Origin of the sequence: Tersicoccus solisilvae (genome assembly GCF_014643255.1) — a bacterium.
In the GTDB taxonomy this organism is placed as follows: Bacteria; Actinomycetota; Actinomycetes; order Actinomycetales; family Micrococcaceae; genus Tersicoccus; species Tersicoccus solisilvae.
This window is the reverse complement of record NZ_BMJI01000031.1, coordinates 1-22,241: the sequence shown is the minus strand read 5'-3', so window position 1 is coordinate 22,241 and position 22,241 is coordinate 1. Positions and strand designations below refer to the sequence as shown.

Here is a 22,241-nt window from a genome sequence, read left to right as displayed (position 1 = left end):
CCGGTGCCGCACCCGGGGTCGCCGGCCCTGAGCCGCCCGCGGACGCGGCGTCGGCGGCGCGCTCGAGAGCGGCCCGGGTGAAACCCCAGGGTGAGCACACGGCGCGGACGTGGGTGCGGTCGACGGTGCGGCCGAGCAGCCCGGCGGCGACCGCGGTGACGGTGTCGGTGACCGGCAGGACGGGCACGGCGACGGCCGCCCCGTCGTCCAGCGCGCCCAGGACCCGTGCCACCTGGGCCGCGGGCGTCAGGGCGTGGTCGAGGCGGTGCAGCAGGATCCGGTCGTGGCCGCCCGCCCTGGCGGAGGCCGCCGCCAGGGCCAGCGTCCGGGGGAGGGCGCCGTCGCTCCGCCCCGCCGGAGGGGATCGCCGATCGGGGCGGTCCAGGACCACCACCTCGTCGACGCCGGCTTCGCGCAGCGCCCGGACGGCCACCTCGAGCAGCCCGGCGGCGGCCTCCGCGTCCGCGGCGGGGTCGGGCAGGACGACGCCGAGGGACGAGGACACGGGCACCTCCGGGCTGGGGAACGGGCGAACACCATCGAACCACGCCCGTCGGCGCCGGTGCGGAGACGGCGCCCTGAGAGACGGGCCCCTGAGAGACTGGCCCCATGGACGCACCCGGATCCCTCCCGCTCCCGCGCACCGGCATCGGCGTCGACGTGCACGCCTGGGGTGATCCGGGCACCCCGCTCTGGCTCGGCGGCCTGCACTGGGAGGGGGAGACCGGCCTGGCCGGTCATTCCGACGGCGACGTCGCCGCCCACGCCTGTTGCGACGCCCTCTTCTCGGCCGCCGGGGTCGGGGACCTCGGCACCCACTTCGGCACCGACCGCCCCCGGTACCGGGGTGCCCCGGGTGTCGTGCTGCTGGCCGAGGCGGCGCGCATCGTGGCGGCGGCGGGCTACACCGTGGGCAACATCGCGGTCCAGGTGATCGGCAACCGCCCCCGGTTCGCCGCCCGCCGGGAGGAGTCCGCCCGGGTCCTGAGCGAGGCCGCCGGCGCACCGGTGAGCATCAGCGCGACGACGAGCGACGGCCTGGGCCTGACCGGCCGGGGCGAGGGGCTGGCCGCCGTCGCGACCGCCCTCGTGGTCGGCACGCCCGTCCCCGGCACACGCTGACGCCGCCCCGTGGCCGATCGGCGGGTCGCCGGACCGCGTTCACCGGCCGCAACACCGGCGGCTCCCACCCGCCCGCTGGCTACACTGACACGGTGACGCTGCGCCTCCACGACTCCCGTTCCGCCTCCGTCGTCCCCTTCACCCCGGTGGCCCCCGGCCGGGCCAGCGTCTACTACTGCGGGGCCACCGTGCAGAGCGAACCGCACCTCGGGCACCTGCGCTCCGCCCTGAGCTTCGACCTGCTGACCCGCTGGCTCGAGGCCACGGGGCTGGCGGTGACCGTGATCCGCAACGTCACCGACATCGACGACAAGATCCTGGCCAACGCGGCCGCGTCGTTCGCCGACGACTTCACCGGCCCGCACCCGCAGGAGCCGTGGTGGGGGCTCGCCTACCGCGTCGAGCAGGAGTTCGAGGCCGCCTACGCCGCGATCGGCGTCCGCCGGCCCACGTACGAACCGCGCGCCACCGGCCACATCACCGAGATGCACGCCCTCGTCCGGGAGCTGGTGCAGCGCGGCCACGCGTACCCAGCCGAGGACGGCTCCGGCGACGTGTACTTCGACGTCCGCTCCTGGCCGGAGTACGGCTCCCTGACCCGGCAGTCCGTCGACGACATGCAGGACGCCGCCGACGCCGACCCGCGGGGCAAGCGCGACCCCCGGGACTTCGCCCTGTGGAAGGGCCACAAGGAGGGGGAGCCGGAGTCGGCGTCGTGGCCGGACCCGCTCGGCCGGCCCGACCTGCGCGGCCGCCCCGGCTGGCACCTGGAGTGCTCGGCGATGGCCGGCAAGTATCTCGGCGCCGAGTTCGACATCCACGGCGGCGGGCTCGACCTGCGCTTCCCGCACCACGAGAACGAGCTCGCCCAGTCCACCGCCGCCGGCCACCGGTTCGCGCGCGTGTGGATGCACAACGGCCTGGTGACGCTCGAGGGCGAGAAGATGAGCAAGTCGGCGTTCCACTTCGTCACCGCGGCCGACGTGCTCGCCGGTGCCGAGCCCGTGGTGGTCCGGTACTTCATGGCCGCCACCCACTACCGGTCCGTGCTCGACTTCCGTCCGGCGACGCCCGACGACGGTGGCTCCCTCGCCGAGGCGGCTGCCGCCTACGGCCGGATCCGCACCTTCGTGCGCAACGCCGACCGGGCGGTGCCGCAGCAGCCCGCCGCCCTGCCCGCCGCCGTCGACGACTCGGGGGAGGCGATGGCAGCGGGGTCGGCGTCCCTGCCGGCCGCGTTCACCGCCGCCATGGACGACGACCTGAACATCCCCGCGGCCCTCGGCGTCGTGCACGAGACGGTGCGGCGCGGCAACACCGCGCTCGCCGAGGGCGACACGGAGGCAGCCGCCGCGGCCCTGGCCAACGTGCGGGCGATGACCGGCGTGCTCGGACTCGACCCCCTCGACCCGGCGTGGAGTGCCGGCGGGGACCGCTCGCCGGTCGAGGACGCGCTGGACGCCCTCGTCGCCGGGCAGCTGGCGGCCCGCGCCGAGGCGCGCGGCGCCCGGGACTTCGCCCTTGCCGACGGCATCCGCGAGCGGCTGACCGCCGCCGGGATCGTGATCGAGGACGGCAAGGACGGCTCGAGCTGGGCGCTCGCCTGACCCCCCCGACCCTTTCCGGCAGTGAAATCCGAGCTATATGGTGAGGCAAATCACGTGCGAGGCTGAGCGCACTAGCCCAGTGGTCTTGAATCGCTCACAGCGTCGGACGCCGGGACAAAGCTGTCAACGCCTCCCTCCGTGCCGAAGGGAAGGACTGGGGTCGTCTGGGGTTGCGACGCCTTCCTGTCCTGTTCCCCGCGTTCGATCGCGCGCAGTGTGTGCGCGTCCTCGTCGCGCTCCCTCTTCGTCAGCTGGTGAGCGGAGGCCTTCCCGGGATTGTCATGGAACGCTCTCAGGTTTCGACCGACGAAGCCGGGGCGCGCGGATACCCAGATGTCCTGCTCAGCTGTCGCCTTGCTTAGGTGCCGTGTGACTCGGAAAACCTTCCACTCTGTGACGGCGCCGGCGCGGAAGAGGGCGAGTCTCACGGGCTGATCGGAGATTCCGTGCATGGGTGAGTCGCTGCGACCGCTCCCGACAGCGAATGAGAGCCGTAACGCGGGGAACTCGTCCGTCAATCGCGTGTTGATTTCGGGCAGCACTCGCAGAAGCGGTAGCCACATAGCCGAATCGTCGAACGCTCGGATTGAGATTCTCAACTCGTACAGGGAGCGGCGGCGGTAATGGCGCAGGGCCTTCGGGGCGAACTGGACGAGGGTGACGAGCGTCTTGGCCGCGCTCATGCCAATCTTCACCAACCCCATCGCGCTTCCGATGCCCCCCGTAAGGGGCGGCCCTGCGTTGAAGCCCGCGCGGCACAGGTCGTTGATTACCTGCGCTCGAACGTCGAGGAGTACGCCGAAAGCAACGGGGTGGTCCCGCCCAGGAAGCACAACGACGGAGACATAGCGGGGATCGGGCGGCGGATTGTCGGCAGATGCGGCCATAGGAGGAGGGTACGGCCCAAGATAGGCGACGGCGCTAGCGTGGCTAGCCATGACGCGTCACGGGCGAGATTTCGAGCGTGTCGGGCGCGGCGCCGAGGCGGGGCGACGCGCATGGATATTCTGCGGCCATGTCTCATGAGTGGGTGGCGATCTGGGTTCAGGCCGCGGCGACCTTGGTCGCACTAGGGGGCTCCGGGGCTGCCTTGGTCATTGCTGCGATGGACCGGCGCAACGCGCAACGGATCGCTGCTGAGGATCGGCGCCAGGTGCGGCTATCGCGAGAGAGGGAGCTCCTCTTGAGGGCGTCCGAGCTCTTGCGGCGGCGCGGCGACATCGACATCGAAAGGGCGAAGGATCGTGGGGCGGAGTTGGGCTCGATTTTGAGTGCACTCGGCCCGGATCGGATGCCGTCAGCATGGGCGAAGCACGTCAAGCTGAGCGACGCGGAGGCGCTCGCGATTGCGCGGGATGAAGACAAGGAGTGGTGGATTAGAGCCGAGGCCGAGGCGCACTTAGCGCTAGGCGAGGTCGGTAGGGAATTGCAACGCGAGGCGCCAGATCCAACAGCGGCGTGAGACGCCGCACGCGCAAGGTCTTACGTGGTGAGAATCGTTCGCATTAGCTGTTGGGGAGTCGGTCGCGATGGTGGAGAAGCTCGCCAGGGGTCGATTGAGCGTGGCGGAGTGCGCGGCGCTGGGCCTTGAGCTGCACGAGGGCCGGCGGCGCTTTGTCAACCTCGGGCATGGTGAAGAGGCCATCACGCTGCACCGCGACGGTTCGCACAGTCGATACGTGCCGGGTCGCCGTTGAGGTCATGACGCCGAAGCCTCAGCCGGCCGAACAGGTCGCTGGCCCGCCCACCTACGCCCAGCCTGACTGGGATGGAATCGCCACCGTGACCCGCGTGTGGGTTTCGGATGACGAGACCGTCGGCTACCTCGTCTGGCAGAACGACGACGCCCTCGCCTGGCTGAATGTCTCGAGCCCGGACGACCTAGGCTACGTCATCCACGAGCTGACCTTTGACGCTCTCCGGCGTCAGGCCGCAGCGGGCGACCCTGCGAGTGTGGCCCGCGAGGACGTCCTCGGCCGCTTACTCCACGAGGTGGATCACTGCAGCAACCTGGCGACTCAATTCAGTGCGCAACCCCTGTCCGTCTAGCTCCCTCGTGCCGTAGCTTGGGTGCATGCCGAAGTACACGCTTCATGAATCGCATGAATGGACCGGGACGTGGTGGATCCCCGGTGAGTCCGACGCGCATGACGCGAATAAGACGGCTGGCATCCTCAAGTACTCCCCGGCAGTTGGCCTCACTCTAGAGCTCATCGGGGGTTGGCCATACGAGGAGTCTGAACTCGGCGCCGACGGCTCGATCATTCGCCGAGGCGAAACCAAGACATGGCCGGTAGTCCACGGTATCGCTGATGGTCAGCCGATCTCTCTCTTAGGTGTGTGGGTCACCGGCGCTCGAACGCATGGAATGCTCAACATGTTCGAAGGGATGCCTGACCATTTGGAGTTGGGGGCGCAGACCGCACTAGTCGGATGCCTCATCGACGATCCTGCAGAAGAGGCATTCGTTGGTGGGTGCGCCAGTATCGAGAAATTGACCGCCTGGTCCGGGTTCGTCGGCATAGGGGGGAGGCGCCGATATCTATCTGACGGCGACAGCTTCCAAGATCGTGGTGGAAGCATCGACTTCGAGCTGCCAGAGCCTCTAGTAACGCGGGTGGCGGACGGCCTTGAGTGGACGCTTTACCAGGTGTCCAATCGGTCGATGCCTTCGCCGACTCGCGGAGGGCGCAGCGCGAGCGTGCGCGAGTGGACTGAGATTGAGTTTTCCAGTGAGGACGCTCGAAAGCTCGAGCACATCATTGACAGGCTTGACGCGATCGCTGACCTGATATCGCTGTCGAGTCTCAGTGCTTGTGGCATCATCGGGATGAGTGCTTTCCTTCCGCCGACGCCAGAGCTGTACCCGGAAGACCACCCACTAAGGAATCAGCGGCACGAGGTATCAATCTTGCACCAACGCATAACTGTGCCAACGCCGGAGAAGAAAGTGGGCTTCGGCGGTGAGATGGTGATAACCCCGGCGGACTTGGACTTCGGGCAACTTCTCCCGGCGTGGTTCCGTATACACGAGAGATTCTCGGCCGCGCGGTCCATGGTGCTCGGGCTGCGGTATGTAAGCAGCGGTTACCTCGAACCAAGAGTTGTGACGGCAGTGGCTGCGGCTGAGTCTTTTCATCGGGCCCTGGATGTACTCCCGCCGATTCCTGACGAGGAGTTCGATGTCTTGCGTAAATTGCTCCTTGCCGCTGCGCCGAAAGAACGACGCGGCTGGGTGTCGGACAGACTCACTCGAAACGACCCCACACTAAAGCAGCGACTGGTTGACCTCGTGGAGCGCCTCGGCGCGGCAGGTGAGAGGCTTGTCCCAAATCCTGCGTCTTGGGCGAGGCACGCCGGGAACGCGCGTAACTTGCTTGCTCACGAGGGAACATCGCAAGATCACGACTTTGAGGAGTTGTACGGGGTTCTTGAGGTCACTGCGGCGGTGGTGGTCATGAACTTCATGAAGGAGCTTGGGATGGACGAACGTCAATTGATCGAAGCGATAGACAAGCATCCAGTTCTCTCCAGGGCAGCGAACGAGGCGCGAGAGAAGTTCCATTAGACAATGGACGAAGCCAGTCGTCGAGTCTCGACTGAGGCGTGGTGATGGCCAGTGCTGCGCTGGGCAACGACTGTCGTGCGCGAACGCCGATGCTCGTCGACGCCGTCGCCTTCGTATTCTGTTGACCTCGGGTGACACGCGGACGCGATAGTCGCGGGTCGCACGGCGCGTCAGTTGGTCAGAATTGCGGTGGGCTGGTGGAGTCCGAGGGTCGAAGTCGCTGGATAACGTAGGCCCTGTGAGGGCCAGGGACGGTCGTGAAGAGCGTCTCCTCGCTCTCCGCACGGCCCGCTGGTCGGGTCAGCGATGAGGCGTCTGACCCCGCCGTGACCACGGACGGAACCGGCCCCACGAGGGCGGACGCCGTAGACTGGGGCCCTTCGTGCGCCGGACCCGCCCGGTCGGCCGCGTCGAGCACCCGAGAGCAACGGAAGGTCCCATGCCGAACAAGCCGCGCGCCGGAGCCATCCGCAAGCACAAGAAGGGTCCCTCCGCCGGGACCGGGGGGCTCGGCCGGAAGGCCCTCGAGGGCCGGGGGCCGACGCCCAAGGCCGAGGACCGGCCCTACCACAAGGCGTACAAGGCCAAGCAGGCCGCCCAACGCCGCACCGGCACCAGCGGTCGGGGCGCCGGCGGCAACTCCCTGCACACCCGCACCCGCCGGGACAAGGCCGAGGAGATGGTCACCGGTCGCAACGCCGTGCTCGAGGCCCTGCAGGCCGCGGTGCCCGCGCGCACCCTCTACGTCGCCGTCCGGATCGAGAGCGACGACCGCGTACGGGACATCCTCAAGCTCGCCGCAGAGCAGTCCGTCCCGGTGCTGCAGGTGCACAAGACGGAACTGGACCGGCTGACGCTGGACGCCGTCCACCAGGGCGTCGCCCTGCAGATCCCGCCCTACGAGTACGGCGACGCCGTCGAACTCGGCCGGCACCTGGCCGACCAGTGGGACAAGGGCTACCTGCGCACCGCGCCCCTGATCGTCGCGCTCGACGGGGTGACCGACCCGCGGAACCTCGGCGCCATCATCCGCAGCGTTGCCGCCTTCGGCGGCCACGGCGTCGTCATCCCCGAACGGCGCACCGCGACCATGACGGCCACCGCCTGGAAGACGAGCGCCGGCGCCGCGGTCCGCGTGCCCGTGAACCGGGCCGCCAACCTCAACCGCACGCTCGACGGCTACCGCAAACTGGGCATCCGGGTGATCGGCCTCGACGGCGACGGCGAGATCTCCCTGCCGGCCCTGGACGCCGGGGAGGAGCCGCTGTGCGTGGTCGTGGGCTCGGAGGGCAAGGGTCTCTCCCGGCTGACCCGGCAGACCTGCGACGCGATCGTCTCCATCCCGATCGACGCGGCGACGGAGTCGCTGAACGCGTCGATGGCCGTCGGCATCTGTCTCTACGAGGTCGCCCGGAGCCGTCCCACCGCGTGATCCCCCCGGCTGCCCGATGGTGCACCCTCCCGAATCGAACGAGACGACCGTGACCCAGACCGCCCCGAACCCGACCGCCACGACGCAGACGGCCGATCCTCGTCGGCGCCCGCCACGACGGCTCCGGCCCGCCTCGGCGCTGCGCTCCTTCCCCTGGCCGCTGGGCATCAGCGCCCTGCCGGACCGGGACGACGCCGTCAACGTGGCCGTGTTCGCCCCGGGCGTCGGCGCCCTGGCCGTGGTGCACGAGATCGCCGACGGCGGCTGGGCACAGACGCCGCTCGCCGCCGTCGAGGACGGCGTCCACCACGGCGTCGTCGAAGACCTGGCGGTGGGCGCGCGCTACCACCTGCTCGACGAGGAGGACCCGAACGGCACCCTCCTGCTCGACCCGTACGCCCGCGGGCTGGCCGAGACGCCGACCGAGGAGGGCCCGGCCGAGGAGCCCGGGACCGAGCACCACGAGCGCGGGCTCGACGTCGGTCCCGTCGCCGCGGTGCGGGTGGACGGCGCGTTCGACTGGGCCGGCGACGTCGCCCCGCGCACCCCCTGGCGCGACACCGTCATCTACGAGGCGCACGTCGTCGGCCTGACGAAGCTGCACCCCGACGTGCCGGAGGAGCTGCGCGGCACCTATGCCGGCCTGGCCCACCCGGCCGTGCTGGCCCACCTCACGCGCCTGGGCGTCACCGCGATCGAGCTCCTGCCGATCCATGCCCACGCCGACGAGCCGCACCTCGCCGCCCTCGGGCTGACCAACTACTGGGGCTACAACACGCTGGGCTTCTTCGCCCCGCACCCCGGGTACGCCACCGCCGCCAGCCGTGCCGCCGGGCCGCAGGCCGTCCTCGACGAGGTGAAGGCCATGGTCGCCGCCCTGCACGCGGCCGGGCTGGAGGTGATCCTCGACGTCGTCTACAACCACACGGCGGAGGGCGGCAAGGACCAGCCCGCGCGCAGCTGGCGTGGCCTCGGCGACCGCACCTACTACCGGCACCGCGACCCGCACACCTACGAGGACACCACCGGCTGCGGCAACAGCCTCGACTTCTCCCAGCCGCGGGTGGTCCAGCTGGCCCTCGACTCCCTGCGGTACTGGGTGGATCAGTGCCACGTCGACGGCTTCCGCTTCGACCTCGCGCCCACGCTGTGCCGTGACGTCGACAACGTCTTCACCCAGCGCCACCCGTTCCTCGTCGCCGCCGCGGCGGACCCGGTGCTCGCGCCGGTCAAGCTGATCGCCGAGCCGTGGGACATCGGCATGGGCGGCTGGCAGACCGGCAACTTCCCGCGCGGCTGGGCCGACTGGAACGACGGCTTCCGCGATGTCGCGCGCACCTTCTGGCTCTCGGACCAGGCCGCGCTCGACGCCGGCCGCCCCGGCGGGTCCCTCGCCGCCCTCGGCGGCGCGCTCGCCGGCTCCGCCGCGACGTTCGCGGCGTCGGGCCGGTCCCCCCTGGCGTCGATCAACCTCGTCACCGCCCACGACGGGTTCACGCTCGCCGACCTGACCGCCTACGACGTCAAGCACAACGAGGCGAACGGCGAGGGCAACCGGGACGGTTCGGACCACAACCGCAGCTGGAACCACGGGGTCGAGGGCCCGACGACGGGCCACCGCGTGCTGCGGGCGCGCGAGCGGACGCAGCGGAACCTGATGGCGACGCTGCTGCTCTCGCTCGGCGTGCCGATGATCACCGCCGGCGACGAGATCGGCCGCACCCAGCGCGGCAACAACAACGCCTACAGCCAGAACACCGCCATCTCGTGGATCGACTGGCGCCTGGACGAGCGGGCCCGGCGGATGCTGCGCGCCACCCGGCGGCTCATCCGGGTGCGGCGCGAGTTCCTCGCCGACCAGCCGGCGGACTACCCGCGCATCCCCGAGGCCCACTACCTGCACTGGTTCGGCACGGCCGGTTACCCGATGACCGAGCAGGAGTGGACCAACCCGCACGTGCGGGTGCTCCAGCTGCTGCTCGGCTCCCCGGACGGGACCATCGACGGCCTGCTCGTCATCAACGGCTCGGCCAACGCCTCGCACGTGACCCTGCCGGACGTCGGCTTCGCCGTCCCGCTCGGCACCGGCGCCGACGACAGCCCGACGGGGCTCGACGCGGCGGCCGCCGACGAGGCGGGCCGCGCCGGATTCGTGCTCCGGATGAGTACCGACCTTCCGACCGACCACCGCCAGGACGAGTGCTGGGCGAGCGACGACGTGTTCACGGCGCCGGCGCAGAGCATCACCGTGTTCCGGCGGGACTGACCGGTATGGCCGGTCGGACGCACCCGAACCGGGTGCGCAGACGCGGGACCGGCGTCCGGCGCGTCGCCGCCGCCGGGGCCGCGATCGCCGCCGTGCTGATCGCCGTGCTGCTGGCCGGGTGTCTGGCCACGGGAACGAGCGGGCCGAGCGGGTCGACCGGGCAGACGGCGGTCGCCACCGGCCCGGGAACCCCGGCGGGCGGCACCCCCCGCGCCACGGGCCGCGACCCGGTCTCCGGGTTGGCGGTCGTCGCCGCGTCCACCCTCCCCGCCGAGGCACGCCGCACCATCGATCTGATCCACCGCGGCGGCCCGTTCCCGTACGAGGAGGACGGCTCGACGTTCGGCAACTTCGAACGCCTCCTGCCCGCCCGGCCCCGCGGGCACTACCGCGAGTACACGGTGCGGACGCCGGGGGAGTCCGACCGCGGCGCCCGGCGGATCGTGGCCGCGCGCGACGGGGCGCTGTACTGGACCACGGACCACTACGCGAGTTTCCGCGTCATCGCCGAGGACCGGTGAACCGCGGATGAGGCGACGGCACGACGACGGGGGAGCCCGGTGGAAGAACTGACCCGGGCCGCCTGGCGCGGCCACGCGCTGCGGCGGGAGATCGACGCACACGACGCCGCCGGCGCCGGGCGGGCGACGGCGCAGCGACCGCGTCCGGATGCGCTGCCCGTGCGCCAGATCGCCTCCGGCCCGACCCGCGAGACCGCGCTGGCCGCCTTCGCCCGTGAGCTGCGGTTCCCTCCGCACACCGGCCGGAATCTGGATGCGCTGGCCGACGCGCTGCGGGAGACCGCCCGCGACCCGTTCGCCCTGGTGTGGCACGTCGACCCGTCCCTGCCCGCCCGGGACGCCGACCGCATCGCCGAGGTCCTCGGCTTCGTCGAGGAGGAGGCAACCTCCCGGGCCGGGAGGACGCACGAGCCGACCGTCGCGCATCATCCCGGGAACGACGACCGGGCCGCGACCGGCGCGTCGACGCGGTCACGGCCGCGGTTCCGCGTCGTCGTCGTCCGCCCCTGAGCCGGGACGCCCGTGGGCCGTCCGCCCCTGACGGGACGCCCGTGGGCCGTCCCGTCAGGCGGGGGTGGCGATCAGTCCGAGCTCGGCCTTGTTCGCCATCCGGTCCGTCGCCGGCAGCGCCCGCACGGTGTAGCCGAACGGACCCGACCGGTCCACCACCAGCGTCCCGGTGAACCGGGCCCGGCCGTTGCCGAGGTCCTCGGCCGGCGTCAGGTCCGCGAACGCCCGGTCGTGGATGTGGTCCGACTCGGAGACCCGGCCGTACCCGACCTCCACGTCGACGTCGTCCGTGCTCAGCCCGCCGAGGGAGACGTACGCGTTGATCGTCAGCACGTCACCGATCTGCGGGGCGTCGGTGACGCCCTCGGCATCCACGTGCTCGACGTGCACCGACGGCCAGGCGCCCCGCACCCGCTGATCCCAGCGGGCCGCGGTCCGCGCGGCCGCGTGGTCGTCCGCCGCCACCCGCCGGCCGGACTCGGCGGCCGGGGTGTAGAGCCGGGTCACGTAGTCCGAGACCATCCGGTCCGCCGAGACGGCCGGGCCGAGCGTGGCCAGGGTGTGCTTGATCGCGGCGACCCACTGGTGCGGCACGTCGTCGGTCGAGTCGCCCGTGGCGCGCTCGGAGCCGTAGAACATGGGGGCGACCGACTTCTCGATCAGCTCGTACAGCGCGGCGGCCTCGATGTCGTCCCGCTGCTCCGGGGTGGCCCGGTTGTCCGCGGTGGGGATGGCCCAGCCGTTGCGCCCGTCGTACAGCTCGTCCCACCAGCCGTCCCGCACGGACAGGTTCAGGCCGCCGTTCAGCGCCGCCTTCATACCGGACGTGCCGCACGCCTCGAGGGGCCGCAGGGGGTTGTTCAGCCACACGTCGCAGCCGGGGAACAGGGTCCGCGCCATCGCGATGTCGTAGTTGGGCAGGAACACGATGCGGTGACGCACCTCGGGGTCGTCGGTGAACCGGACCAGGTCCTGGATCATCCGCTTGCCCTGCTCGTCCGCCGGGTGGGACTTGCCCGCGACCACGATCTGGATCGGCCGCTCCGGGTCGAGCAGCAGCCGCTTGAGTCGGGCCGGGTCGCGCAGCATCAGGGTCAGCCGCTTGTACGTGGGCACCCGGCGGGCGAAGCCGATGGTCAGCACGTCCGGGTCCAGCACGTCGTCCGTCCACGCCAGCTCCGCGTCGGCCGCACCGCGCTTGGTCCACGACGCGCGCAGCCGCCGCCGGACGTCGGCGATCAGCGAGGAGCGCAGTTCGCGGCGCAGCGCCCACACCTCGGCGTCGTCGACCTGGAACACCTCGCTCCAGTCCGGGGTCGACCCGAAGCGGGTCCGCGCCAGCTCGACGATCCGTGGGTCCACCCAGGTCGGCACGTGCACGCCGTTGGTGACCGAGGTGATCGGGATCTCCTCCTGGTCGAAGCCCGGCCACAGGCCGGCGAACATCTGCCGGGAGACGACGCCGTGCAGCTTGGCGACGCCGTTGGCGCGCTGCGCCAGGCGCAGCCCCATCACCGCCATGTTGAACGTGGCCGGGTTGCCGCCCGGGTACGTCTCGGCGCCGAGGGCGAGAATGTTGGTCACCGGCACGGACGGGGCCAGGCCGGCCTGGAAGAAGTGCTGGATCTGGGCGATCTCGAACCGGTCGATGCCGGCGGGCACCGGGGTGTGCGTGGTGAACACCGTCGACGCGCGCGTGGTCACGAGCGCCTCGTCCCAGCTCAGCCCGCTGTCCATCAGCTCACGGATGCGTTCGATGCCGAGGAAGCCGGCGTGCCCCTCGTTGGTGTGAAACACCTCCGGCGCGGTGCCGCCGGTGAGGCGGCCGAACGCGCGCAGCGCCTTGACCCCGCCCATGCCCAGCAGCAGCTCCTGCTGCAGCCGGTGGTCCCCGCCGCCGCCGTAGAGCCGGTCGGTGATGGTCCGGGCGGCGTCGTCGTTGCCGGGCACGTTGGAGTCCAGCAGCAGCAGCGGCACCCGGCCGACGTCGGCCTTCCAGACGTGGGCGAGCAGCTGGCGGCCGGCCGGCAGGGGCAGCCGCACCTCGACCGGGGTGCCGTCGTCCTCCCGCAGCAGCGACAGCGGCAGACCGTCGGGGTCGATCACCGGGTAGGTCTCCTCCTGCCACGCGTCACGGGAGAGGGACTGCTTGAAGTACCCGGCCTGGTAGAGCAGGCCGACGCCGATCAGGGGCACGCCGAGGTCGGACGCCGACTTGAGGTGGTCGCCGGCCAGGATGCCGAGGCCGCCGGAGTACTGGGGGAGCACCGCGTCGATGCCGAACTCGGGGGAGAAGTAGGCGATGCAGGCCGGGGCCTCCGCGCCGAGGGACTGGTACCAGCGGGGACGCGCCAGGTACTCCTGCAGGTCCGCACCGAGGTCCCGTATCCGGGCGACCAGCGCGGTGTCGGCGGCGATGGCCTGCAGCTGTCCCCGCGTCAGGGTGGCGAGCAGTTGCACGGGGTCGGCGGTGCGCGCCCACGTCTCCGGGGCGATGTCGGCGAACAGGCGGCGGGTCGGCTCGTGCCAGGACCAGCGCAGATTCGTCGCGAGCGTGCTCAGCGGAGCGATGGCCTCGGGCAGAACGGTGCGGACGGTGAACCGTCGGATAGCTTTCACGCGCCAAACAGTAGCGGATGGATGTGACCTGCACCGCACCGGCAGTAAACGCTTACGTCCGGGCGGCGCGGCGTTCGTCGTCGCGACCGCCGGGAGAGATCGTCGCGGCCGGCGGGGATGACGGCGGCGCCCCCCTGCCGGCGGCGGCCTTCGCAATCGCGGCGTGAATGGCTAACGTCTACCGTGTGACTACTCCAGCCGCGGCCGCGAGTCGCCCCGCAGGACAGGACCAGCCAGCCCAGCCCGATCCCGCAGGTCAACCCGCAGGATCGGTTCCGACCGGAGCTCACGGGGGGCCCGCGCACGCGCCCGGTGCCGCTGCCTCGATCACCGAGGGGCTGCGGTTCGACCGGATCCCGGTCACCGACGTTGCGCCGGTCGTCGACGGCGGCGCCTTCGCCGCCAAGGCCATCCCGGGCGAGGATCTGCAGATCGGTGCCACCGTCTTCCGCGAGGGACACGACCGGCTCGGTGCCACCGCGGTGCTGTACGACCCGGACGGGACCGAGGTGGCCCGCTCCCGGATGGTCGAGAAGGTCCCCGGCACCGACCGGTACACGACCACGCTGCGCCCCCTCGACGTCGGCGCCTGGAGTTTCACCGTCGAGAGCTGGGCGGACCTTTACGGCACGTGGGAGCACGACGCCACCATCAAGATCGGTGCCGGCGTCGACGTCGAGCTGATGCTGGACGAGGGCACCGCCCTGCTCGAGCGCGGCGCCCAGGAGGCCGACCGCGACGCCGAGGACGCGCAGACCCTGCGGACCGCGGCCGCCCGCCTCGCGGACACGACGCTGCCGGCCGCCGAGCGACTGGCCGCCGGGATCAGCCCGCAGGTGCACGCCGTGATCGACCGCCGGCCGATCCGCGAGCTGGTCACTGCCACGCGGCACTGGCCGATCAACGTCGAGCGGGAGCGCGCCGGACGCGCGTCCTGGTACGAGTTCTTCCCCCGTTCCGAGGGGGCCAGCTACGACCCGGCGACCGGGCAGTGGACCTCCGGCACCTTCCGGACCGCCGTCGACCGGCTCGACGCCGTCGCGGCGATGCAGTTCGACGTCGTCTACCTGCCGCCGATCCACCCGATCGGCCGCACCAACCGCAAGGGCCCGAACAACACGCTGGTCGCCGGGCCCGGCGACCCCGGCTCCCCGTGGGCCATCGGTGCCGCCGAGGGCGGCCACGACGCCATCCACCCGGACCTGGGCAGGTTCGAGGACTTCGACGCGTTCGTCGCCCGCACCCGGGAGCTCGGCATGGAGGTGGCGCTCGACCTGGCGCTGCAGTGCACCCCGGATCACCCGTGGGTCACCGCGCACCCCGAGTGGTTCACCACGCGCATCGACGGGTCCATCGCCTTCGCCGAGAACCCGCCGAAGAAGTACCAGGACATCTACCCGCTGAACTTCGACAACGACCCCGAGGGTCTCTCGAACGAGGTGCTGCGGATCGTGCGGCTGTGGATGGACCACGGGGTGCGCACGTTCCGCGTGGACAACCCGCACACCAAGCCGCTGTGGTTCTGGGAGTGGCTGATCGGCCAGGTCAACGCCACCGACCCCGACGTCGTGTTCCTCGCCGAGGCGTTCACCCGCCCGCCGATGATGCACGGCCTGGGCAAGGCCGGGTTCCAGCAGTCGTACTCCTACTTCACGTGGCGGAACACGAAGGAGGAGATCCTCGACTACTTCACCGAGGTCTCCCACGAGACCCCGGCGTTCTACCGGCCCAACTTCTTCGTCAACACTCCCGACATCCTCACCGAGTACCTGCAGTACTCCGGCCCCGCCGGGTTCAAGATCCGCGCCGTGCTCGCCGCCACCGGCAGCCCCCTGTGGGGCGTCTACTCCGGCTACGAGCTGTACGAGCACGTCGCCCGGCCCGGCGCCGAGGAATACATCGACAACGAGAAGTTCGAGTACCGGCCCCGGGACTGGGCCGCCGCGGAGGCCGAGGGCCGCACCCTGGCCCCGTACCTGACCCGCCTCAACGCCATCCGCCGCGCCCACCCGGCGCTCGGGGACCTGCAGAACCTCACCGTGGCGGCGACGACGGACGACCACACCGTCGCCTACGTCAAGCACAAGGTCGACCCGGACGGCACGAAGGACACCGTCATCGTCGTCGTCAACCTCGACCCGCACGCCGCGCGGGAGGGCCTGGTGAGCCTGGACCTGGCCGCGCTCGACCTGGACCCGGCGGACCTGGACGCGGACGGTCGTTTCTGGGTGGACGACCTGCTCTCGGGCAACAGCTGGACGTGGGGACGGGACAACTACGTCAAGCTGGACCCGTGGGTCGAGCCGGCCCACGTGTTCGCCGTCCGGCGGGGCGCATGAGCGTGCCCTCGGCGTTCGCGCTCAACGCCCCCGGGCTCGCTCACGACCCCCAGTGGTACCGCAAGGCGGTGTTCTACGAGGTGCTCGTGCGCGGTTTCGCGGACGCGAACGGCGACGGGTCGGGTGACTTCTCCGGCCTGATCGAGAAGCTCGACTACCTGCAGTGGCTCGGCATCGACTGCCTGTGGCTGCCGCCGTTCTTCGACTCGCCGCTGCGCGACGGCGGGTACGACATCGCCGACTACTATTCGGTGCTCGACGAGTTCGGCACGATCAGCGACTTCAAGCGGCTCGTCGCCGAGGCGCACGCCCGTGGCCTGCGCGTCATCATCGACCTGCCGCTGAACCACACGTCGGACCAGCACGGCTGGTTCAAGGCCTCCCGGGAGGACCCGGAGGGCCCGTACGGCGACTTCTACGTGTGGAGCGACACCGACGAGAAGTACCAGGACGCGCGGATCATCTTCGTCGACACCGAGGAGTCGAACTGGACGTTCGACCCCGTGCGGCGGCAGTTCTTCTGGCACCGGTTCTTCTCCCACCAGCCGGACCTGAACTTCGAGAACCCGGCGGTCGTCGAGGCCGTGTTCGACGTCGTCAAGTTCTGGCTGGACCAGGGCGTCGACGGGTTCCGGGCCGACGCCATCCCGTACCTCTTCGAGGAGGACGGCACCAACTGCGAGAACCTGCCCGGCACCCACCGGTTCCTGCGGGATCTGCGGTCCATGGTCGACGAGCTCTACCCCGGGCGCGTGATCATCGCCGAGGCGAACCAGATGCCCCACGACGTCGTGGAGTACTTCGGGGACGAGAACGACCCCGAGTGCCACATGTGCTTCCACTTCCCGATCATGCCGCGGCTCTTCTACGCCCTGCGGGACCAGAAGGCCGCCCCGATCATCGAGACGATGCGCGACACCCCGGCCATCCCCGCCGGCGCGCAGTGGGGCACGTTCCTGCGCAACCACGACGAGCTGACCCTCGAGATGGTCACCACCGAGGAGCGTCAGGTCATGCTCGGCTGGTACGCACCGGACGCCCGGATGCGCGCCAACATCGGCATCCGGCGCCGCCTCTCGCCCCTGCTGGACAACTCGCGGGCCGAGGTGGAGTTGATCCACGCCCTGCTGCTCGCCCTGCCCGGCAGCCCGTTCCTGTACTACGGGGACGAGATCGGGATGGGCGACAACATCTGGCTCGACGACCGCGACGCCTCCCGCACGCCGATGCAGTGGAACCCGGACCGGAACGCCGGGTTCTCCGTCGCCGACCCGGGCAAGCTGTACCTGCCGGTGATCCAGTCGCTCGTCTACCACTACAACCACGTCAACGTGGAGGCCCAGCTGGCGCACTCCTCGTCCCTGCTGCACTGGGTGCGGCAGATGCTCGCGGTGCGCAAGGCCCACCCGGCGTTCGGTCTGGGAGGCTACGAGAACGTGCCCGCGGACAACGAGCACATCCTCGCGTTCCTGCGGGAGATCCCCGACGAGCAGACCGACGACGAGTACGGCGAGGCGGTGCTGTGCGTGTACAACCTCTCGCAGCACCCGTCCTCGGCGGTGCTGGACCTGCCCCGGTTCGCGCGCCGCGGCCTGCGCGACGTCTTCGGTGGCACCCCGTTCCCGCCGATCGGTGAGGACGGCCGGATCACCATCACGCTCGGCAGTCACGACTTCTTCTGGCTGCGGATGCGCTCGCCCTACTCCAACCCCGCGTCACCGGCCACGCAGGCCCTGCCGGTGATCCTGCCCCAGCACGAGTTGTCGTCATGAAGGGAGCGGCCACGATGACCTTGACCCCCGACCTGACCGACTTGCTGCACCGCTGGCTGCCCGGCCAGCGCTGGTACCCCGCCCGGGGCAAGGGCGTGAGCCTGGCGGCGGCCGGCGGCTTCGACCTGACCGACCCGGCCGGCCGGATCGGTGTGCGCGTCCATCTCGTGGCGATCGACTCGGGGGACCGGATCGACGTCGTGCAGGTCCCGCTCACCTACCGCCGGCGCGACCACACGCTGCACGGCGTGGACCCGATCGGCACCGTCCCGGCGGGCGATGCCCCGCTGCCCGGTGCGGACGCGGGCCAGGCGCCGGACGCGCGGGTCGACGTGTACGACGGCGTCCGGGACCCGGTGCTCGTGGGGCTCTACCTCGACCTGATCACCGCGGCGACGGGCAGCGACACGGCCGGCGGCACCGACGACGTGACGCCGCGCGGTCACGCCACCGGGCGGTGGGCCTCGACCCGCGCCCTCGGCGACCTGCCGAGCGCGAAGGTGCTCAGCGGCGAGCAGTCCAACACGTCGATCATCATCGACGACCCGGCGGCGCCCGCGATCATCAAGCTGTTCCGCGTGCTCGGCGCCGGCATCAACCCCGACGTGGAGGTCGGCATCGGGCTGACCGAGGCGCGGGTGGACGCCGTCGCCGCCACGTACGGCTGGATCGACGGGGCGTGGACGCGCCAGGAGCGGGATCGCGACGACGCCGGCGCCGACGAGACCGGGCTCGACCACGGCCAGCTCGCCGTGCTCAGCGAGTTCATGGCCGGCAGCGAGGACGCCTGGCGGACCGCCACGGCGGCGGCTCGCGCCGGCACCGACTTCACCGGTCCGGCCGCGTCCCTGGGGGAGGCGACCGCCCGGGTGCACGCCGGCCTGCGGGAGGCCTTCGGCACCCGGGTCGCCGACGCCGCCCAGCACGAGGAGCTGCTGCGGTCTCTGGCCGGCCGCATCCGCTGGGCGTGGGCCGAGGCCGCCGACGCGGTGGGCCCGCACGACGCCGCCGTCGAGGCGGCCGTCGAGGCACTCGGCCGCGGCGGGGACGCCCCCGTGCTGCAGCGCATCCACGGGGACTACCACCTCGGGCAGGTGCTCGACTCCCCGCAGCGCGGCTGGATCCTGCTCGACTTCGAGGGCGAGCCCCTGCGGCCCGTCGCCGAACGCTCCCTGCCCGACACCGCCCTGCGCGACGTGGTCGGCATGCTCAGGTCCTTCGACTACGCGGGCGGTTTCGCCGTGCTGAACGGCGCGGACCCCGACGCCACTCGCGCCTGGACCACCGCCGCCTCCGACGCGTTCCTCGACGGCTACCGTCGCGTCAGCGGGGAGCCGGTCGACACCGAGTCCCCGCTGTTCGTCGGCCTGTGGCTGGACAAGGCGCTCTACGAGGTGGTCTACGAACAGCGCAACCGGCCGGACTGGATCGCGGTGCCTGTTGACGCGGTGCACCGCGCCCTGCACGTGGGCGATCACGCCCCCACACCGGCCCCATCGAGGAAAGAAGGCTCATCGATGATCAAGAAGCCCCGGGCACCCAGGCCCGGTACCGCCCGGAAGCCGGCTCCCGCCGCCGCGCCCGAGCCGGAGACCGCCGCAGCGGCGCAGCCACCGGCACCGGCCGCGGCGCGCGAGCCGAAGACGACGGCCGCACCGGCGGCGACCGCGTCCCCGGCCCGCTCCAGCGGCGCCCCGCTGGACCGGAACCGGCCCGACCTGCCCGAGGGGGCGCCCGACGTCTCCCCGGAGGCGCTCGCCCAGGCCGCGAACCTGAACGTCAGCGCCGGGGCCGCGTCCACCGCCGAACCGGAGACGCGCCCGGCGCCCGCCCGGCCCATCCCGGTGTCGACCGAGGTGCTCGACGCCGTGGCCGCCGGCCGGTACTACAACCCCCACGGCATCCTCGGGGCGCACGTGGCGCCGGACGGCACGGTCACCGTGCGGACCCTGCGGCACATGGCCGCGTCCGTCGACGTCATCACCGCCGCGGGCACGACGCCGGCGACCCATGAGTACGGCGGCATCTGGACCGCGGTGCTCGAGGCGCCGGAGGACGGCCACGTGCCGGACTACCGGCTCGAGGTCGCCTACGGGGACGGTGTCGCGCACCGCGTCGACGAGCCCTACCGGTTCATGCCGACGCTCGGCGAACTCGACCTGCACCTGATCGGCGAGGGCCGGCACGAGACCCTGTGGACCGTGCTCGGTGCACACCTGCGCGACTACCCGTCGTCGATGGGACCGATCACCGGCACCAGCTTCGCCGTCTGGGCGCCCAACGCCCGGTCCGTCCGCGTGGCGGGCGACTTCAACGGCTGGGACGGCAAGGCCCACGGCATGCGCTCGCTCGGCTCGTCCGGCGTGTGGGAGATCTTCATCCCCGACGTCGGTGCCGGCGCCACCTACAAGTACGAGATCCTCGGCCAGGACGGCCAGTGGCGGATGAAGGCCGACCCGATGGCGCGCGGCACCGAGGTGCCCCCGCGCACCGGGTCCCGGGTCGTCGACTCGACCTACACCTTCGGCGACGGCGAGTGGATCGCACGGCGCTCACGGCAGGACCCGCACAACGCGCCGATGAGCGTCTACGAGGTGCACCTCGGGTCGTGGCGGCTCGGGCTGAGCTACACCGAGCTGGCCGAGCAGCTCGTCGAGTACGTCTCGTGGCTCGGCTTCACACACGTGGAGCTGATGCCGGTGGCCGAGCACCCGTTCGGCGGATCCTGGGGTTACCAGGTCACCGGGTACTTCGCCCCGACGTCACGCTTCGGGCACCCCGACGAGTTCAAGCACCTCGTCGACGCCCTGCACCAGGCGGGCATCGGCGTGATCATGGACTGGGTGCCGGCGCACTTCCCGAAGGACGAGTTCGCGCTGGCCCGGTTCGACGGCCAGCCGCTCTACGAGCACCCGGATCCGTTCCTCGGCGAGCACCCGGACTGGGGCACGTACATCTTCGACTTCGGCCGACGCGAGGTGCGCAACTTCCTCGTCGCCAACGCGCTGTACTGGCTCGAGGAGTTCCACATCGACGGGCTGCGGGTCGACGCCGTCGCCTCGATGCTCTACCTGGACTACTCGCGACAGGAGGGCCAGTGGCGGCCGAACCGCTTCGGCGGTCGGGAGAACCTCGAGGCGATCGGCTTCCTGCAGGAGGCCAACGCCACGGCCTACAAGCGGGTGCCCGGCATCGTGACGATCGCCGAGGAGTCGACGGCGTTCCCGGGCGTCACGCGTCCCACCGACCACAACGGGCTCGGGTTCGGGCTGAAGTGGAACATGGGCTGGATGCACGACTCGCTGTCCTACATCTCCGAGGACCCGGTCAACCGGTCCTACCACCACCACAAGGCCACCTTCTCGATGGTGTACGCCTACACGGAGAACTTCCTGCTGCCGATCAGTCACGACGAGGTCGTGCACGGCAAGGGGTCGATGCTGCGCAAGATGCCGGGCGACCGGTGGCAGCAGCTGGCGAACCTGCGGGCCTACCTGGCCTTCCAGTGGGCGCACCCGGGCAAGCAGCTGATCTTCATGGGCACCGAGTTCGGCCAGGAGGCCGAGTGGAACGAGGCGCACGGGCTGGACTGGTGGCTGACGGACGCCCCGCCGCACCGGGGGCTGCAGCTGCTGGTCAAGCAGCTCAACACCCTCTACACGTCGACGCCGGCCCTGTACCGGTGGGACAACGATCCCGCCGGCTTCGAGTGGCTCGACGCGAACGACGCCGGGCGGAACATGCTCACGTTCACCCGCTGGGATCCGCAGGGCAACCCGGTGGTGGTGGTCGCGAACTTCGCCGGCAACCCGCACCACGACGTCAAACTCGCGCTGCCGTGGGCGGGCACATGGACCGAGGCGCTCAACACCGACGCCGAGGAGTTCGGCGGCTCCGGCGTCGGCAACCAGGGACAGATCACCGCGGTCGAGGGGTCCTTCCAGGGCAAGCCCGCGTCGGCGACGGTGCAGGTGCCGCCGCTCGGCGTGCTCTACCTGACGCCGGCGAAGGACGCGCGCACGCGCTGACCAGTTCCGCTGCAGGGCCGGACGGGCCCTCCTTCCCCGGGATTCCGGGCCACACGGCCCGGCCGCACGGGCGGGGGAGGGCCCGTTTTGCACTGCCGCGGAGGCGGTGGTAGAGTTTCATCTCGCGCCGATCGGAACGAATGGGACGCGGAGGGCCTCCTCGAAGGCCTCGCGGACACCGTTGATCGCACCGGAAAAGCTTCTCGGAGCGAGTACCGGGATCCCTGGAGAAAACGGACGGAAACGGCCGATTTTGACAGAGCGGATCGGAATGGTAAGTTAGACAAGTTGCTCCGGAGCGAAACGGAATGACGGAGAGAGATCCTGAATAGAGGATCTCACACCGCCGCTGAAACCGGAAGTGCCTGTTGTTTGAGAACTCAATAGTGTGTTGTTTTGTTTGTTGATGCCAGTTATTTACTGGTTGTGATGTCTGGCTGCCACCCCCGTGGTGGTC

16 protein-coding genes are annotated in these 22,241 nt (G+C 71.0%); 13 read left to right on the top strand and 3 right to left on the bottom strand.

Features of this window, described 5'->3' with window-relative positions:
• Window positions 1-505, bottom strand: a 505-nt coding sequence (locus IEX22_RS14850) for a 2-C-methyl-D-erythritol 4-phosphate cytidylyltransferase (protein WP_188669180.1), incomplete at its 3' end; no start/stop codon positions are given.
• Between the two features lie 104 nt (window positions 506-609).
• Between IEX22_RS14850 and ispF the strand changes: the two genes are divergently transcribed.
• Together ispF and cysS are read left to right on the top strand one after the other, a co-directional pair.
• On the top strand, window positions 610-1,122 hold the full coding sequence (gene ispF, locus IEX22_RS14845) for a 2-C-methyl-D-erythritol 2,4-cyclodiphosphate synthase (RefSeq protein WP_188669179.1): 513 nt from the start codon (window positions 610-612) through the stop codon (window positions 1,120-1,122).
• Between the two features lie 92 nt (window positions 1,123-1,214).
• Entirely contained in the window at window positions 1,215-2,729 is a 1,515-nt protein-coding gene (gene cysS / locus IEX22_RS14840) for a cysteine--tRNA ligase (RefSeq protein WP_188669178.1), read from the top strand.
• Between the two features lie 71 nt (window positions 2,730-2,800).
• On the opposite strand, the gene IEX22_RS14835 is transcribed toward cysS, so the two are convergent.
• Complete coding sequence (locus tag IEX22_RS14835) at window positions 2,801-3,616, bottom strand: hypothetical protein (protein WP_188669177.1); 816 nt, start codon at window positions 3,614-3,616, stop codon at window positions 2,801-2,803.
• Between the two features lie 128 nt (window positions 3,617-3,744).
• On the opposite strand from IEX22_RS14835, the gene IEX22_RS14830 reads away from it, so the two are divergent.
• From IEX22_RS14830 to IEX22_RS14795, 8 genes are all read left to right on the top strand, one after another.
• Window positions 3,745-4,191, top strand: a complete 447-nt coding sequence (locus IEX22_RS14830; RefSeq protein WP_188669176.1) for a hypothetical protein — start codon at window positions 3,745-3,747, stop codon at window positions 4,189-4,191.
• Window positions 4,192-4,258: 67 nt separating this feature from the next.
• Window positions 4,259-4,426 (top strand): hypothetical protein, encoded by a 168-nt coding sequence (locus IEX22_RS14825; RefSeq protein ID WP_188669175.1) that lies wholly within the window; start codon window positions 4,259-4,261, stop codon window positions 4,424-4,426.
• A 4-nt stretch (window positions 4,427-4,430) separates the two neighbouring features.
• A complete protein-coding gene (locus IEX22_RS14820; RefSeq protein WP_188669174.1) occupies window positions 4,431-4,778 on the top strand; it encodes a hypothetical protein in 348 nt (115 codons plus the stop codon).
• A gap of 25 nt (window positions 4,779-4,803) precedes the next feature.
• Window positions 4,804-6,297 (top strand): ApeA N-terminal domain 1-containing protein, encoded by a 1,494-nt coding sequence (locus IEX22_RS14815; protein ID WP_188669173.1) that lies wholly within the window; start codon window positions 4,804-4,806, stop codon window positions 6,295-6,297.
• 439 nt (window positions 6,298-6,736) lie between these two features.
• Window positions 6,737-7,729: a 23S rRNA (guanosine(2251)-2'-O)-methyltransferase RlmB gene (gene rlmB, locus IEX22_RS14810; protein WP_188669172.1), complete on the top strand. Its 993-nt coding sequence runs from the start codon at window positions 6,737-6,739 to the stop codon at window positions 7,727-7,729.
• 139 nt (window positions 7,730-7,868) lie between these two features.
• Window positions 7,869-9,995, top strand: a complete 2,127-nt coding sequence (gene glgX, locus IEX22_RS14805; RefSeq protein ID WP_229660085.1) for a glycogen debranching protein GlgX — start codon at window positions 7,869-7,871, stop codon at window positions 9,993-9,995.
• Window positions 9,996-10,027: 32 nt separating this feature from the next.
• On the top strand, window positions 10,028-10,516 hold the full coding sequence (locus tag IEX22_RS14800; protein ID WP_229660084.1) for a guanyl-specific ribonuclease: 489 nt from the start codon (window positions 10,028-10,030) through the stop codon (window positions 10,514-10,516).
• Between the two features lie 39 nt (window positions 10,517-10,555).
• Complete coding sequence (locus IEX22_RS14795) at window positions 10,556-11,026, top strand: barstar family protein (RefSeq protein WP_188669169.1); 471 nt, start codon at window positions 10,556-10,558, stop codon at window positions 11,024-11,026.
• Window positions 11,027-11,080: 54 nt separating this feature from the next.
• Here IEX22_RS14795 and glgP read toward each other — a convergent pair whose 3' ends face one another.
• Entirely contained in the window at window positions 11,081-13,645 is a 2,565-nt protein-coding gene (gene glgP, locus IEX22_RS14790; RefSeq protein ID WP_188669168.1) for an alpha-glucan family phosphorylase, read from the bottom strand.
• 167 nt (window positions 13,646-13,812) lie between these two features.
• Between glgP and IEX22_RS14785 the strand changes: the two genes are divergently transcribed.
• The 3 genes from IEX22_RS14785 to glgB are packed head-to-tail and all read left to right on the top strand — an operon-like array spanning window position 13,813 to window position 21,784.
• The gene (locus IEX22_RS14785) at window positions 13,813-15,984 is read left to right on the top strand and encodes an alpha-1,4-glucan--maltose-1-phosphate maltosyltransferase (protein WP_188669167.1); all 2,172 of its coding nucleotides are present in this window, start codon (window positions 13,813-13,815) and stop codon (window positions 15,982-15,984) included.
• A complete protein-coding gene (gene treS, locus IEX22_RS14780; RefSeq protein ID WP_188669166.1) occupies window positions 15,981-17,756 on the top strand; it encodes a maltose alpha-D-glucosyltransferase in 1,776 nt (591 codons plus the stop codon). The genes IEX22_RS14785 and treS overlap by 4 nt, the downstream gene beginning before the upstream one ends.
• Window positions 17,757-17,770: 14 nt before the next feature.
• Window positions 17,771-21,784 (top strand): 1,4-alpha-glucan branching protein GlgB, encoded by a 4,014-nt coding sequence (gene glgB / locus IEX22_RS14775; RefSeq protein ID WP_188669165.1) that lies wholly within the window; start codon window positions 17,771-17,773, stop codon window positions 21,782-21,784.
• The last annotated feature ends 457 nt before the right edge of the window (window positions 21,785-22,241 follow it).

What these genes read in the sequence shown, in the direction of transcription:
- IEX22_RS14785 (WP_188669167.1), top strand. Translation starts at nt 13,813, where the DNA reads ATGGCTAACGTCTACCGTGTGACTACTCCAGCCGCGGCCGCGAGTCGC.
- IEX22_RS14830 (WP_188669176.1), top strand. Translation starts at nt 3,745, where the DNA reads ATGTCTCATGAGTGGGTGGCGATCTGGGTTCAGGCCGCGGCGACCTTG.
- treS (WP_188669166.1), top strand. Translation starts at nt 15,981, where the DNA reads ATGAGCGTGCCCTCGGCGTTCGCGCTCAACGCCCCCGGGCTCGCTCAC.
- ispF (WP_188669179.1), top strand. Translation starts at nt 610, where the DNA reads ATGGACGCACCCGGATCCCTCCCGCTCCCGCGCACCGGCATCGGCGTC.
- glgB (WP_188669165.1), top strand. Translation starts at nt 17,771, where the DNA reads ATGACCTTGACCCCCGACCTGACCGACTTGCTGCACCGCTGGCTGCCC.
- IEX22_RS14820 (WP_188669174.1), top strand. Translation starts at nt 4,431, where the DNA reads ATGACGCCGAAGCCTCAGCCGGCCGAACAGGTCGCTGGCCCGCCCACC.
- IEX22_RS14835 (WP_188669177.1), bottom strand. Translation starts at nt 3,616, where the DNA reads ATGGCCGCATCTGCCGACAATCCGCCGCCCGATCCCCGCTATGTCTCC.
- IEX22_RS14815 (WP_188669173.1), top strand. Translation starts at nt 4,804, where the DNA reads ATGCCGAAGTACACGCTTCATGAATCGCATGAATGGACCGGGACGTGG.
- IEX22_RS14825 (WP_188669175.1), top strand. Translation starts at nt 4,259, where the DNA reads ATGGTGGAGAAGCTCGCCAGGGGTCGATTGAGCGTGGCGGAGTGCGCG.
- rlmB (WP_188669172.1), top strand. Translation starts at nt 6,737, where the DNA reads ATGCCGAACAAGCCGCGCGCCGGAGCCATCCGCAAGCACAAGAAGGGT.